General features: G+C 42.2%; 9 protein-coding genes. 2 read left to right on the top strand and 7 right to left on the bottom strand.

What is annotated here, in order from left to right; all coding sequences use genetic code 11:
• Window positions 1-41 precede the first annotated feature (41 nt).
• Window positions 42-1073 carry a putrescine carbamoyltransferase gene (gene ptcA / locus HMPREF0623_RS07215; RefSeq protein ID WP_004166518.1) on the bottom strand — a complete coding sequence of 344 codons (1032 nt, stop codon included), beginning with the start codon at window positions 1071-1073 and terminating at the stop codon, window positions 42-44.
• A 226-nt stretch (window positions 1074-1299) separates the two neighbouring features.
• On the opposite strand from ptcA, the gene HMPREF0623_RS07210 reads away from it, so the two are divergent.
• Window positions 1300-2466: an AraC family transcriptional regulator gene (locus tag HMPREF0623_RS07210; protein WP_002830894.1), complete on the top strand. Its 1167-nt coding sequence runs from the start codon at window positions 1300-1302 to the stop codon at window positions 2464-2466.
• 42 nt (window positions 2467-2508) lie between these two features.
• Here the strand turns inward: HMPREF0623_RS07210 and xylB are convergent, their stop codons facing one another.
• The 4 genes from xylB to HMPREF0623_RS07190 form a co-directional block, all read right to left on the bottom strand.
• Entirely contained in the window at window positions 2509-4005 is a 1497-nt protein-coding gene (gene xylB / locus HMPREF0623_RS07205) for a xylulokinase (protein ID WP_036671392.1), read from the bottom strand.
• A gap of 248 nt (window positions 4006-4253) precedes the next feature.
• Window positions 4254-5597 (bottom strand): xylose isomerase, encoded by a 1344-nt coding sequence (xylA, locus tag HMPREF0623_RS07200; protein ID WP_004166515.1) that lies wholly within the window; start codon window positions 5595-5597, stop codon window positions 4254-4256.
• A gap of 5 nt (window positions 5598-5602) precedes the next feature.
• On the bottom strand, window positions 5603-6760 hold the full coding sequence (locus HMPREF0623_RS07195; RefSeq protein ID WP_004166514.1) for an ROK family transcriptional regulator: 1158 nt from the start codon (window positions 6758-6760) through the stop codon (window positions 5603-5605).
• Between the two features lie 38 nt (window positions 6761-6798).
• Window positions 6799-8178, bottom strand: coding sequence for an MFS transporter (locus HMPREF0623_RS07190; protein WP_036671390.1), 1380 nt, complete (start codon window positions 8176-8178; stop codon window positions 6799-6801).
• Between the two features lie 237 nt (window positions 8179-8415).
• Between HMPREF0623_RS07190 and yicI the strand changes: the two genes are divergently transcribed.
• A complete protein-coding gene (yicI, locus tag HMPREF0623_RS07185; RefSeq protein ID WP_004166512.1) occupies window positions 8416-10695 on the top strand; it encodes an alpha-xylosidase in 2280 nt (759 codons plus the stop codon).
• A gap of 74 nt (window positions 10696-10769) precedes the next feature.
• Here yicI and HMPREF0623_RS07180 read toward each other — a convergent pair whose 3' ends face one another.
• A complete protein-coding gene (locus tag HMPREF0623_RS07180) occupies window positions 10770-11414 on the bottom strand; it encodes an NAD(P)H-binding protein (RefSeq protein WP_004166511.1) in 645 nt (214 codons plus the stop codon).
• 144 nt (window positions 11415-11558) lie between these two features.
• On the bottom strand, window positions 11559-13310 hold the full coding sequence (gene spxB / locus HMPREF0623_RS07175) for a pyruvate oxidase (protein WP_004166510.1): 1752 nt from the start codon (window positions 13308-13310) through the stop codon (window positions 11559-11561).
• Window positions 13311-13502 lie beyond the last annotated feature (192 nt).

The raw sequence follows: 13502 nt of genomic DNA, 5'->3' as shown, positions 1-13502 counted from the left end.
ATAATCTCCAATCTATCACGCACCATGCGCTTAAAACGGGGTTAGCCTTGCCGTCTTTCAGGAGCATTTCGTAACATTAATTCTAATTCAGCATCATAATGCGCTGCTACTGCCGGTGAAGCATATTCTAAAGTGGGATTCAGTAAATAAACAAAAATCGCTCGCATCGCCGTTTTCCGATTTTCCGCTTCATCCCAAACAATCGAATAATCGGAATCCAAAACTTCATCAGTAACTTCTTCTCCTCGAGTAGCTGGTAGACAGTGCATAAATTTAACGTGACTGCTTGCCTTTGCCATCAATTCGGCGTTCACTTGGTACTTAGGGTAGAAAATTTTCATTCGTTCTTCTTTTGGCATTTCATCATCATACAAACCGTACCAAACGTCTGTGTAAACAAAATCTGCATCTTGTAAAGCTTCATCAGCATTTTCAGTAATGGTGACACTCCCGCCGTATTTTTTAGCGTTTTGTTTGCCTACTTTAACCACGTCATCTTTCATTTGGAACCCCTTTGGTCCGTATTGTACAAAGTCCATTCCCATCTTAGTTGCCATAAACATTGTGGACACGCAGACTTGTGTGGCATCTCCCACAAACACAATCTTGCAATCACTCAATTGTTTGCCTTCCGGAAGGTGTTCTTGCATGGTAATAATGTCTCCCAATTCTTGGGTGGGATGGTTATAATCACTCATAAAATTAACCACTGGAACTTTGGCGTATTTACCAACTTCCGCAACCGTCTTGTGCCGATCAACTCGGGCGCCAATAATATCCAAAATTCGTCCAAGCACTTGAGAAGTATCTTCAATGGTTTCATGTCCACCAAGTTGAATCTGCCCAGGTGCTAAATATTGTGCATGCCCGCCCAATTCCGTCATTGCGGCTTCCGCAGAGGTCCTGGTTCTAGTAGAACTTTGCTCAAAAATCATTCCTAACGTCTTGTTTTTCAATAATGGGGGATAATATCCGTTTTTGATGGCTTCCTTTAATTTCAGCCCCAGGTGAATCATGAACTTAATTTCTCTCTGGGTGTAAGTATTTGTATCAATATAGTCGCGTTTTGCCATTTTCAAAACTTCCTTTCATGTAACTTAGCTTGTCTACATTTACATCATAGTGGGCAGCTTTTATTTATTAAAGCGTTTTCAACAGTCTTGCAACTCGCATTCACGACTTGTAACGCGTGTCATTTTATGAAACATGTCCCACTTTTCAAAAATCTCTTTCCAATTGCTTTTCCCCCTACAACCAGCTAGGATAAAGTTAATAGCTAAGCCAAAGGACGGGATGATCATGGATAACGCAACTTTAAAATATGTTTTAGATCAGTTATACAAGGAATATTTAATTCCTTTATTCCTCGTTAATGATCAATATGAAATCGTGATTCCCAAAACTAACTGGAGTTCGCGGAGCTTTAAAGAACAAGTCCTAGAAGAAACCCATCCTAATGAGATCCGTTATTTTAAGAAGGGCGCTTTCTTTTATAGTAACTTTGCTTTTGAACTTCCCGAATACGGAACTGGAACCGTAATGATTGGGCCGTGTGGCGCTTTAGAAGCTGGATCAGATTCAATTCATTTTCAGGGACACACTTATTTTGCTGGAATCCATTACAGTAAATCTTCTCGGGAAGGATTTGAACAATTTACTAACTTAATTTTTGCAATCATCCGTGGAACTTTGGGGCAAAACCAAAAGCAGCACTGGTATTATGATCGAGTCTATAAATCCACCAATTATCACTTAGCCCAAAATCTTTCGAGTCGCCGCGACCAAAAAAACACCCTTGACTCCTACGAATTTGAACGGCGTTACATTGAAGCAATTCGGCGAAACGAACCGGATAAAATAAAGTGGTTGTTCAAAAAGATGGCGGATACCTACAAAGTCAAATTATCGGACAGTGACTTGGAGGGTTTGAAATATAAATATGCGGGATTAATCACAATTTTAACCCGGGTCAGCATTGAAGACGGCGTCCCAGCCGAGCAAGCGTTCAGCCTTTCTGACGCCCTATTGCAACGTTTGCAAAGCATTTATACTTACGCGGAATGTTTGGTTTCCGTCCAGGAAGCCTCCTACAAATTTATGGACCTGATTCATTCCTACCAATACGCAACCAAAAACCAATTGGTGCAAAAAATACTAAATTATATCGATGAGCATATTTACGATCGGATTACCCTCGCTGATTTGGCTGATTTCACTAACCGGCATAAAACTTCAATCTCTACCCAGTTTAAAAAAGAAGTTGGCCAGCCGATTCACGTGTACATTAACCACAAGAAAATTCAGGAATCCAAGCATTTATTGCTATTTACCGAACTTTCGTTAAAAGAAATCAGCGGCCTATTGCATTATTCTAGTCAAAGTCACTTTGTGCACACGTTTAAGCAATTTATGGGAATCACCCCTGGCGAATTTCGCAATGAAAATTTAACTTATCATTTTGAATAATAAAAAGACCCAGAAAATTTCTGAGTCTTTGTCAATAGTAACCTAATTATCAAGTTTTAATAAATCACCGGTCATCGGTCGGGTTGCTGAGTATGCTTGTTGGTAAATTCGGTAGATTCGGTCGTATTTCGCAACGTTATTAGCTTTGGGGCGGTAAACTTTTCCATACTTCACAAACGTCTCCGAGCATTCTGCCAAATCTTTAAACCAACCAACTCCAACAGCCGCAAGCATTGCTGCACCTAGCCCAGGACCCTGTTCGTTTTCAAGACTAACTACGTTCATATTAAAAACGTCCGCCTGAATTTGCATCCATAGCGCACTCTTGGCGCCACCACCCGTAGCTACCGCGGTTACAAAATGCTTGCCTTCGGACCGGTAAATCGACAATAAGTCACGAAAAGAGAAGGTAATTCCTTCAATTACCGCTCGGGTAAAATCGTGAAGTTGTTGGCGACTATCCATGCCAATAAAACTTCCCCGAATCTGAGCGTCTGCATACGGTGTCCGCTCTCCCACAATGTAGGGGGTAAATAGCAGCCCCTTAGCACCAATCGGCGATTTTTTAGCATCTTCCACTAGGTCGGTAAACTTTTGTTGACCTGCAAAAGTTTGCTTAAACCAACTTAAGCTGTAACCTGCCGCTAACGTCACCCCCATGGAATAGTAACTATCCGGGATTGCATGATTAAAGAAATGCAACCGTCCGGCGTAATCCGTTTTACGATCTTTTTCGTAAGCCAAAACTACGCCTGAGGTACCAATACTGGATAAAATTTTATCCTCACTGATAATCCCCGCACCAATTGCACCAGCCGCATTGTCCGCTGCGCCAGCAATCACCTTAGTTTCAGCAGGCAAACCGGAAATTGCACTGTAAGCTACGGTTATATTTCCCACGACGGCAGTGGATTCTAACAATGGTGGACAGATTTCCAACGGCAACGCCAATTTATCCGCAATTTCCTTGCTCCAAGTTTTATGAATTTCGTCTAGCCACACCGTCCCGGCAGCATCGGAATATTCCATCCCAATTTTGCCAGTCATGCGGAACCGTACGTAATCTTTGGGCAGTAAGAAGACTTCAGTTTGCGCAAAAATTTCTGGTTCATTTTCCTTTACCCATAAAATTTTAGGCAAGGTAAAGCCTTCTAACGGACGATTGCGGGTGATTTTTAAAAAATCTCCCCTTAATTTACCCGTAATCTCTTCGCATTGGGCAGTGGTGCGGGTGTCGTTCCATAAAATTGCTGGCCGTAACACCCGGTAGTTTTTGTCCATCAATACCAAACCGTGCATTTGCCCCGAATAGCTAATTCCTTCAACTTTAGACAAATCTAAATGTTCCACCGCCGCCAAGTTTTGAATCGCTAGCGTAGTTTTTTGCACCCAATCTTCGGGGTTTTGTTCACTATATCCTGCTTGCGGATTGCTAATTGCGTATTCTTGACTACTTTGTGCCACAATCTGTCCAGCACGGTTTACGGCCGTTACCTTTACCGCGCTGGTTCCTAAATCAATTCCTAATACATATGCCATTTCCTTCACCCACCTATTATATTAAAAGAGGACCAAGAAAAAGCTTTTTTCTTAGTCCCCCCAACATTCAATGCTTTCGATACACGCGCATTTCGTATTCACAATGTACCCTGGCTGCATAACTGAAATGTGTTCCGAATCCCCCAGCTTCTGTGGTTAACCAAATTACATAACCAATCGCATAAACCACGATTAATTTCGTGAACCAGTTAATCCTCGCTTTTTATCCGGGTTTCTCCGTACCTTATTTACTTCGCCAGTACTTCAATCATATAGTGATTGATCGTATCCTTAATTTGTTCTAAGTGACCTGAATGCGTCGCGGCCAATAAATCCTTTTGGGGTTTATCAATGACGTAATCTTCCATTTCTTCGATGGTCGCCTTACCGTCGTCGATCTGCTTGCCGATGCCGCTATTAAACGAACCATAGCGCTCATTCAAAATGTTTTCGATTACGCCATCTTCCTTCATCTTAGCCGCTACTCGTAAACCAGCCGCAAAGCTATCCATCCCGACCATGTGGCCCGTTAATAAGTCTTTAGCAGCAAATGACTGCCGTCGTGGTTTGGCATCAAAGTTCAAACCACCCTTTGGTCCAATGGAACCATTTTCAACAACTTCAAACATCGCCGCAATAGTTTCTGATAATGCGGATGGATATTCATCAATATCCCAGCCAATCAACTTGTCCCCTTGGTTAGCATCAAGCGAACCCAGCATTCCAGCTTCCCGGGCAACCCGAATTTCGTGCTGGTAAGTATGTCCGGCCAGGTTAGCGTGATTACCTTCCAAATTCAATTTGAAATCTTTGTCTAAACCATAAGTCTTCATGAACGCAATTGTAGTTGCTGCATCAAAATCATATTGGTGGGTTGATGGTTCCTTTGGCTTAGGTTCAAGCAAGAATTGGGCATCAAAACCAATCTTATTAGCGTAATCCTTTGCCATGTGGAAGAATTGCGCTGCGTGTTCTTGTTCCTTCAACATGTTAGTATTCCAAAGTGATTCGTATCCTTCACGACCACCCCAGAAAACATAATTTTCTGCACCAACCCGTTTGCCGATTTCTAAACTATGCTTAATTTGAGCTACACAGTAAGCGTAAATATCAGCGAACGGCGTTGTAGCTGCTCCGGCAACGAAACGGGGATTGGTGAACATGTTTGCCGTGTTCCAAAGCACTTTCTTACCAGTTGTTTTTTGGTATTCCACGATTTTGTCAACGATCTTGTCTAGGTTCCGGTTAGTTTCCCGTAATGTATCACCTTCTGGGGCGAGGTCCCGATCGTGGAAACAGAAGTAGTCCACGCCTAATTTATCGTAAAATTCAAACGATGCTTCCACCTTAGCCATCGCGTTATCCATTGGATCAGTGTACTTATCGTACGGACGAATTGCGGTCCCGTCCCCAAACGGATCCACTAGTCGTTGATCAAAAGTGTGCCAGTAGGCAACGGAAAAGCGGAGCCAGTCCTTCATTTTTTTGCCTAAAATCACTTCTTCTGGGTTATAAAAATGAAATCCATCACCCGACGTTAAAGTTTTGTTACCGACGTAACCAACTTTTTTAAAATCCCAATATTCACTCATTATTGTTACTCCTTTGATTTAAAATCTAATTTCAACTTCGAAAATCCTAAAATTTCTTGAATCATTTGTGCACAACCTCCGTAAAGGCTGGCAGTTTCCACATTTCTGCTCAATACAATCGGGGTGTCCCGAACGGAAATTTTGGCAAACTTTGTTCGAATCCGTTCTAATAGTTCGGGAAATTCTTTAAAAATATACGCATTAATAAACAATACGTCTGGATCAAAAGACACAATCACGTTGTTAATTAACTTGATAATGTTATTTTCGAACCTTTGTAAAATTTCTAAAGTCACCGGATCGTGGTCATCATACATTTGGCGAATCAACAGCAAGTTGATGTAGTCTAAATTTTTAGCCTGTTTGATTTGGTCTAAAACGGCTTCTTGAGAGGCAACGTCTTCAATTTTTTGGCTTTCCGCTAACGATTTATCTTTGGTTTCAAACGCGATGGTTTGTCCAATTTCGCCCGCTTCACCTTTACGTCCGCGATATAATTCACCATCCATGATGATTCCAGCACCAATTCCCTTATGCATACTGATGCTTACCGCATTCCGAATCCCTTCTGAACTAAAATCTCTTTCAAAAATTGCCGTGAGGTTAGCTTCATTTTCCAACAAAACCGTAATTCCTAGCGATTTGGTTAATACAGCGGCAATATCGACATCATGCATGTTCCAAAATGGCGAGTAAATCACTTGATTTTGATAAACAATTCCATGTACTGAAATTAATATTCCTAAATTCTTTTCTCCGTATTCGGTCTTTAATTCCGCAATCAGTCCTTTAATTTTGCTGATTGCACTGGAAATATCGTTATCAGTAAAGTTTATGCGCCGAATTTCTAACTTTTGGCCACTAATGGTCATTGCCAGCGCTGATAATTCATGATATCCGAGGTCAATGCAAACCACATAGCCGTATCGGGCGTTGATTTGCAGTAAGTTAGGCTTCCGCCCGCCTTGTTGCGTACTATCTCCTGCGCCTGCTTCCACTACCAATCCGCTCTCAATGAAGCGGTTAACAATTTGGGAAACGGTCACCTTATTTAACTTCACGTCTCGTGCGATTTGACTTTTCGAAATCGGACTTTCCGTAAAAATTCGTTGTAGTACTGAACGCTCGTTAGCGGTTCGCATCGTCTCTTTATGAATTACCATTCTTTCTTGCTCCCTTAAACTACGCTGAATTAACCTACTTAATCAGCGTTTTTATTTTCTTCTGCGTGTTTTGCCGATAAGTCCGCTTGCATCTTATCTTCAACACCGTCTACTTTATAGAATAATAAAGCAATTGCGGATAAACCAAAACCAATAATTGGTACCCAAATGTAATTTTGTTCAATCGCGCGAAGAGCCGTTGCGGTTTGAGCTGTGTTAGCAACGTAGCCGCCTGCACTTAAAATCAGACCGGTTACGGCACCACCAATACCCATTCCTAACTTAGCTGAAAAACTAGAAAACGAGGTAACGATTCCTTCAGCCCGCACGCCGTTTTTCCATTCGCCGTAGTCAACAGAATCCGCCAACATTACCGCAATTAAGCCAGAAACAAACCCAGTTCCTAAGTAGCCAATCACCGTTGCAATAATGATAATCGAAACACTTAGTTGACTAGCACCGATACTCAAAACTAATTGACCCACAATTGCCAAAAGCATTCCTAACAACATCGTGTTACGCTTACCAATTTTTCTAGCGCAAGCAGGTGTGAGGATTACAGCCACTAACGCAACTACTTGAATTCCTAATACTAGGGAGGCTAATCCCGCGTTATGCATGTTGTATTTGAAGAAGTACACGGTTACCTGACTCTTGGTTTGCATACCCAACCAGTAAACAAAGTTAATGAAAATTACGATTGCCCACGGCCAATTATTTTTAAGCGCTTTCAAAGATTGCTTAATTGGAATTGCCTTTCTTGAATTCTTCGTCTGAATGCGTTCCCGCGTGTTCGCAAAAGTTACCAACAGTAGCACTGCCGAAATAATAGCTAAAATCAAAACACTAATAAAGAATCCCTTTTGTTGGTTGCCTCCGCCAAAGAAGTTAACCATTGGCAACGCAGCTACCGTAACGATGGTTGCGCCGGCAGTCCCGAAGAATTGGCGAATCGTACTTAGGGTAACCCGCTCGTCCGTATCATCCGTGAGGTTAGGTAAAATTGAGGTGATTGGGATGTTAACTGCCGAATATAAAATATCAACCCCAATATAAGTGATGTAAGCCCATACAATTTTACCACCCATACTTAGATTTGGGGTGGTAAAACAAAGTACACAGAAAATTGCAAATGGGATTGAGAACCATAAGAAGAACGGTCGACTCTTGCCCCACCGTGTGTGAGTATGGTCAATCAATAATCCCCAAATTGGTCCGTCAATCGCATCAACGATCCGCGCAACTAAGAATAAAGTTCCGACAGCCGCTGCGGTGATGCCGAAAACGTCCGTATAGAAAAACATTAAGTAGGTTCCAATCATCTGAAAGGATAAATTACACGCAAAATCACTTACTGCGTAGCTAATCCGTTCCTTCCAAGATACTAAGCTATGTGTATGTCGATGTGGTACTTCCATAAATTAGACACCCTTTTCTTTTAAAATTTTGGTTCGCGAAAAAAGTTAGTTAGTTTTGTTTACGAACCCCATTATACATGCCGGATATTTTTTGTAAAGCGTTTTCAATAAACATTTTTACTCCTTGACACTCCATTTGTATTCGCTTACAATTCAATTCGAAAAGAGTTTGTTAGTTTTATTTATTTACTCCAGTCACTGTTATGCTTTTAATTAGAAAGGAAGTTAATCCAACTCATGAAATTTACAAACGGTTATTGGTTAACTAAGGAAGGTTTCGCGGTTAACAACCCCAAACAAGTTTACGATTATAAAATCAATGATGATAACGTCCAAATTTACGCCCCGTACAAAAAAATTAACGAACGCGGGGACACACTTAATATTGGAATGACCACCGTTTCGGTCACTTCCCCTCTAAAGAACGTAATTGGCATCAAGTTGACCCATTTTGACCAATTACCTAAGGATCCAAGCTTTGATTTAAACGACCAGCACGTAAAGCTAGCAACCTCCACTGATGACAATACTTTGCGCATCCAATCTGGAGATTTATCAGCAAACTTCCCCATTGATGGCAGCGATTTTGAAATCAATTTTGAAGCAAATGGCCAAGTAATCACTAAATCGGAACCGAACGCAGAAGGTGAAATTACTAAAACTGACGATCAAACTCACTATATGCGCGAACAACTTTCTATCGGAATTGACGAATTAGTCTACGGACTTGGTGAACGATTTACTTCCTTCGTTAAAAACGGCCAAGTCGTCGATATTGTCCAAAAAGATGGCGGTACTGGAAGTGAACAAGCTTATAAAAACATCCCCTTCTATATCACTAATAAAGGCTATGGTGTTTTCGTTAACCAGCCCGAAACGGTTTCGTTTGAAGTGGCTTCTGAAAATACATCGCGCGTTCAATTTAGTATTGAAGGCGAATCACTTGAGTACTACGTGATTTACGGTCCGACACCAAAAGAAATTTTATCTAACTACACTTCGTTAACCGGAAAGCCGGCTTTGCCACCGGCATGGTCGTTTGGACTTTGGCTATCAACCTCCTTTACCACCGATTACAGCGAAAAAACCGTTATGAAATTTATCGACGGAATGAAGGAACGTAACATTCCATTAGACGTTTTTCATTTTGACTGTTTCTGGATGAAGGGCTTTGAATGGACCAGTTTCGAATGGGATAAAGACGCTTTTCCAGACCCTGAAGGCTTAATTTCACGGATTCATGATAAAGGTCTAAAGGTCTGCGTTTGGTTAAACCCGTATATCAGTCAAAAGTCTCGGCTCTTTAAGGTTGGTAAAGAAAAGGGCTACTTCATTAAACATAGCGATGGCAACGTTTGGCAATGGGACCTCTGGCAAGCTGGCCAAGGAGTCGTAGACTTTACTAATCCTGAAGCTACCAAATGGTATAAAAATTACCTACGTGAATTAATGGATATGGGCGTGGACGCCTTTAAGACCGACTTCGGTGAACGAATCCCAGTCGAAGACGCCGTTTACTACGATGGTTCAGATCCTAAACGGATGCATAATTACTATACTTACCTTTACAACAAGGCCGTGTTTGACGTCTTGTTAGAAAAGAAGGGCGAGGGTCAAGCTGCTGTATTTGCTCGCTCAGCTACCGTAGGATCCCAGAAGTTCCCTGTTCACTGGGGTGGGGACAACTTATCCCGCTACGTTTCAATGGCCGATTCACTACGCGGCGGGCTCTCCTTCCTTCTTTCTGGCTTTGGTTTCTGGAGTCATGACATCGGTGGGTTTGAAGACAACGCCTCTGCTGATATCTACAAACGTTGGACCCAATTTGGCTTACTATCTTCGCATAGTCGTTACCATGGCAACATTGAATATCGAGTACCATGGAACTACGATGAAGAAGCCGTTGACGTCACCCGTAAATTCGTAAAGAACAAACTCGCCTTGATGCCGTACCTCTACGACGAAGCCGTTCGTACTCACGAAACTGGGGTTCCGTTAATGCGGCCAATGTTCCTAGAATTTGGTGAAGATCAAAACACCTATCATCTAGACACACAGTATATGCTGGGCGCCGACCTCTTAGTTGCCCCTATCTTTAACGATCAGGGAACCGTTAAGTACTACATTCCCGGTGGCAAGTGGACAAACATCCTAACTAACCAGGTTTACGACGTTGCAAAGAACGGTGAATGGATTACTGAAAAGTATGACTATCTTAATTTACCGCTGTTGGCTCGGCAAAATAGTATTTTGCTAATGAACCCCGACGCTGAACATGCGGACTACGATTACGCAAAAGCTCCTGAATTGCATCTCTATCAAATGACTGAAGGAACCCATACGCAACGCGTGGTGGATCATCTCGGTAAGGTTTTAGGTGACATTAAAGTAACCGTGGCAGACGGTAAAATCACCCTCGACGTATCAGCTTTAGCTGCTTTGCCAAAGGTTTACGTTCACCAAGATGACCGAGTTAAGGAATTTACACTTGAGAACGCTAAAAGCACCCTTAACTAAAATTCTTTAGACATTGCTTATTAAAAAAACTAGGAAAAACGAAATATCGTTTTTCCTAGTTTTTTTAGCTAATCTTACATCCAAGCCGGACGATCACCCGCTGTATCAGGTTTATTTATTCCAATACTTTCATGCGCATAGAGTGTGGGGACCTTAATAATTTTGACCACCACGTCAGCCACGCTTTTACGTGAAACTTCCGTCCCCTTAAAGTTTTCATCTTTTTTAGTAATTTCATAGTCTACTTCGTCTTGATCAGTTAGCCAAGCGGGACGAAGTTCGGTAGTATCAATATCTTGATGTTTGTCAATTAACGTTGCTGATTTACGGAAGCCAGGCAAGTAACTGGAAATTGCGTTTTCGTTCCATTCTCCAAATTTCCCCTTAACCTCATGACGGGCGCCTAATGCACTATAGAAAATTAGTCGTTTAACCCCCGTCGCTTCCATCGCAGTAAAAATTGCTTGGGTTGTTTGCGCTAAGTCAACTCCACCAACGTTAGAATATACGATTTCAACATCTTGCATCGCTGCTTCAAGTTGAAGAGCATCTGTAGTATCCCCTTCGATTAATTCAATTCGTGGATTATCCTTCAAGTCAGCAAGTCGGTTAGCATTTCTTAAAAAGAGTTTCAGTTTTAAATTGGTTTCTGCCAAAAGACGTTCAGTTACAATTTGAGCAGTTTTGCCGTATGCACCTAAAATCAAAATTTTTCCCATTAAAGATCCCTTCTTTTCATTTGATGACCTTATAATATTCCCGCCCTTTAGTGATGTCTAATGCTTATATTTAATAATAATCAATAACTTTTATGCATAAAAATACCGTCTGGTCAAAATGGCCAAACGGTTTTTTTACTGCAATTATTCCCCAAGTTCATTTAAAATTTCACTGAGTGCTGGTTGACCATCCGTCAATTCGTATTGTTCCCGGAAAGCTTTGATGGTTGCTTCATCAAAAATTTGGGGATCCAACGGCATGAACGAGGTGTCCACGGGGTCGTTATTTACAATTTTGGCATCTAGAACAATCGGCTTCGTATTTCCTGCCTTTTGAAGTTCGTCAATTTTATCAAAGGCTTGCGCTAACGAAGGCAAATCCGTAGCCGTCAAACCAATTGCGCCCATATTTTCGGCTACCCCAGCCCAGTTTGCGCCTTGCAAATCAATCCCGTACGGTGCTTGGTTTGCAACTAACTTTTCGTGTTGAATAAAACCAAAGGACTTGTTTTCCAAAACTACGTTAACAATTGGCATTTCGTATTTAACTTCCGTAAGCAGGTCTTGCATTACCATTGCAAAGCCACCGTCACCAGAAATGGTAACGACCGGACGATCAGGGTAACTTAATTTAGCAGCCATTCCAGCTGGCAAACCGTAACCCATTGTGGCAAACCAACCGGACAACGTAAATTTCTGGTCATGGTTCAACGGAATTTGGCGAATTGCCCATTCCGTATTATTACCAACGTCGAGCCCGAAGATTGTGTTATCTGCAGCGTGGTCCTTAATCGCTGCCATTACGCTTTCAGCACGCAATCCTTGGTGGTCATCCTTGGATAACTTTTCAAGCCATGCATCCCAGTTTGCCTTATCCTTTTGTGCGGCTTGGAGCCATTTACTTGCCGGAAGCTTGACGTTTTGCGCCAATATCGCATCCAAAAATTCCTTAGCGTCAGCCAAAATCGCCATGTCCGCATCACGTTGCTTACCCAAATCTTCCGGATTGTTGTTAACCTGGATAACCTTAACGTTGTCCGGCCAGAAGCGAGCAAACGGGAAGTTGGTTCCCACAAACAAGATTAAATCTGCTTTTTGAGCAACCTCAAAGGCTGGCTTAGTTCCCAAGCGACCCATGGAGCCCATAAAACTAGGATGGTCTGACGGCATAATTCCCGTTCCCGGAACAGCTGTAACCACCGGTGTTTGAAAGTCTTCAGAGAATTGAATAACTTGTTGGCGTGCTCCAGCAACACCACGTCCAATCCAAAGCACCGGATGCTTAGCCGCCTTCAACGCCGCAATGGTGTCATTAATCGCTGAATCATCAATTGCCGAATGAACCGGTTGTTGGTAAATCTTCGGTGTCTTAATTGGCGTGTAGTCGATTTCTTGTCCTGATAAATTATCCGGAATAATTACTACAGCCGGTCCCTTTTGTGCGTAGGCCGCCCGAATCGCTTCGTCGACCACGTATGGGATTTGCGCGGCGCTAACCACTTGCTTATGGAAAACCGCCACGTCCACAAACATTGGATCTTGGTTCATTTCTTGGAAGAAGTTAGTGTTCATCACTTCCGTACTAGATTGCCCGATTAGTGCCAACACCGGAGCGTGATCCATCTTTGCATCATACAGCCCATTAAACATGTGCGTAGCACCCGGACCAGCCGACCCAAAACTAACCCCTATTTTACCAGTTAATTTTGCATCCGCCGTTGCTGCTAAAGATCCGACCTCTTCGTGACGAACTTGAATGTACTTCAAGCCATCCCGTTCCTGGTAAAGTCCGTCCACCGTATTATTAATGGAATCGGCCGTAATCCCGTAAATGTGATCAACGTCCCAACTTTTTAATACTTGAGCCAATGCTTGGCCCGCCTTCATTTTTGCCATGTTGAATCCCCCCGTTCAGTAAGCTTCAATTTCGCTTACTTTTTGTAAGTATGTGATTAGGATATATCGAATAAAGCAGGTTGTCAAGAAATAGTTATATTTTATTTTTCAATTGGTCGTGGTTTTCTGGCAACCCCAATAACGGACACTTTTTTAAAAAGAGTCGTTTTTCAGGCAACAAAAAAACAGATT

Origin of the sequence: Pediococcus acidilactici DSM 20284 (genome assembly GCF_000146325.1) — a bacterium.
GTDB lineage: Bacteria > Bacillota > Bacilli > Lactobacillales > Lactobacillaceae > Pediococcus > Pediococcus acidilactici.
This window is presented reverse-complemented; position numbering and strand designations above follow the sequence as displayed.

What these genes read in the sequence shown, in the direction of transcription:
- ptcA (WP_004166518.1), bottom strand. Translation starts at nt 1,073, where the DNA reads ATGGCAAAACGCGACTATATTGATACAAATACTTACACCCAGAGAGAA.
- HMPREF0623_RS07210 (WP_002830894.1), top strand. Translation starts at nt 1,300, where the DNA reads ATGGATAACGCAACTTTAAAATATGTTTTAGATCAGTTATACAAGGAA.
- xylB (WP_036671392.1), bottom strand. Translation starts at nt 4,005, where the DNA reads ATGGCATATGTATTAGGAATTGATTTAGGAACCAGCGCGGTAAAGGTA.
- xylA (WP_004166515.1), bottom strand. Translation starts at nt 5,597, where the DNA reads ATGAGTGAATATTGGGATTTTAAAAAAGTTGGTTACGTCGGTAACAAA.
- HMPREF0623_RS07195 (WP_004166514.1), bottom strand. Translation starts at nt 6,760, where the DNA reads ATGGTAATTCATAAAGAGACGATGCGAACCGCTAACGAGCGTTCAGTA.
- HMPREF0623_RS07190 (WP_036671390.1), bottom strand. Translation starts at nt 8,178, where the DNA reads ATGGAAGTACCACATCGACATACACATAGCTTAGTATCTTGGAAGGAA.
- yicI (WP_004166512.1), top strand. Translation starts at nt 8,416, where the DNA reads ATGAAATTTACAAACGGTTATTGGTTAACTAAGGAAGGTTTCGCGGTT.
- HMPREF0623_RS07180 (WP_004166511.1), bottom strand. Translation starts at nt 11,414, where the DNA reads ATGGGAAAAATTTTGATTTTAGGTGCATACGGCAAAACTGCTCAAATT.
- spxB (WP_004166510.1), bottom strand. Translation starts at nt 13,310, where the DNA reads ATGGCAAAAATGAAGGCGGGCCAAGCATTGGCTCAAGTATTAAAAAGT.